The organism is Mesorhizobium sp. B1-1-5 (assembly GCF_006443065.1).
In the GTDB taxonomy this organism is placed as follows: Bacteria; Pseudomonadota; Alphaproteobacteria; order Rhizobiales; family Rhizobiaceae; genus Mesorhizobium.
This window is the reverse complement of sequence record NZ_VFWS01000516.1, coordinates 1-1,189: the sequence shown is the minus strand read 5'-3', so window position 1 is coordinate 1,189 and position 1,189 is coordinate 1. Positions and strand designations below refer to the sequence as shown.

The following is a 1,189-nucleotide window of genomic DNA, read 5'->3' as shown; positions in this document are numbered from 1 at the left end:
TCTTCCGGCAGCAGCCAGAAGGCCGGCCAGGCTCCGGCCGTTTCGGGCAGGTCCGCCCGCATTTCGAAATAGCCGTAGGTCTGCGAGAAGCTTTCGTGGGTCGTCAGGATGCCCGAGGTGTATTCGTAATTGTTGATCAGTGGCTTGATGTCTTCGGGCGCTTGCGCCGCAGTGATGGTGAGCACCCCGTTTTCCACGCTGAACGGGTGGACTGAGCTGGTCGGGCCGTAATTGGCGTCGATGTACCATTGCAGCTCCCCATTGCTGCTCAACGTGCTTCCGTTCGGCGCTCCCCACCAGAAGTTGGAATTCCAGGTGCCATCATGGCCGTTCCAAAGGCTGAGCGTGTTGAAGTCGTCGGAAAAGGACAGCGTCATTCCGGACTTGTCGATCGGCAGTTCGAACTGGCTGGGCGCCAGCTTGTCCACCGTCGTGGTGTTGAAGACCAGCACCTCGTCGGATCCGAGGTTCAGCAGAAGGTTCGATCCTGCCTGGGTCATATGTGCCTTGACGTCGTCGAAAGACATGAAGTCGTAGCCATTGAGGCGGACCGTGTCGTCCGCGCCGAAATCGGTGATCAGGTCGCTTCCATTGCCCTTGGTGATGATGAAAGTGTCGGCGGCGCTGCCGCCGATCAGCACGTCGTTGCCCTGACCGCCATCCAGCGTCTGATGGCCCGAGCCACCCTTGATGATGTTGTCCAACGCATTTCCGAACGCATAGCGATTGTTGCCGGTGACGACGAGATTCTCGAAATTGTCGGGGAGCTTGTAGCTCATCCATGTGTCGATCGTGTCGATGCCAGTCCCGGGATCCTCAACCACCTTGTTGTTGGTGGAATAGAGGTGATAGTAGTCGTCTCCCGCGCCGCCATAGATGGTGACGTTGACGCTGGCGTCCCCCCAGAAGGAGTCGTTGCCGGAGGTGCCGTGCAATTCCGGCCCGGATCCGGTCGCCGAGAACCAATGGGTGGACGTGCCCGTGTAGGGGAGAGGGATGCCTTTGGCGTTCACGACGGTGCTCATCAGGAAATCCTATCCTCGCGCCTGTTCAGGTCATTCGAAACGGCAACCGCTTACGGAGCAACGTTGCCATGCACGATGTCGTTCCAGGAGCTTGCCACACAGTTCAGCATTACATCGACTGTTGGGTGACATTTTTCGAAACGAAAGCACTAGAGGCCAAGAAA

At 58.1% G+C, this 1,189-nt stretch carries 1 protein-coding gene; it reads right to left on the bottom strand.

The features are described 5' to 3' along the window. On the bottom strand, nucleotides 1-1,025 hold a 1,025-nt coding region (locus FJ980_RS32885; RefSeq protein ID WP_140547587.1), incomplete at its 3' end, for a family 16 glycosylhydrolase. Between the last annotated feature and the right edge of the window lie 164 nt (nucleotides 1,026-1,189).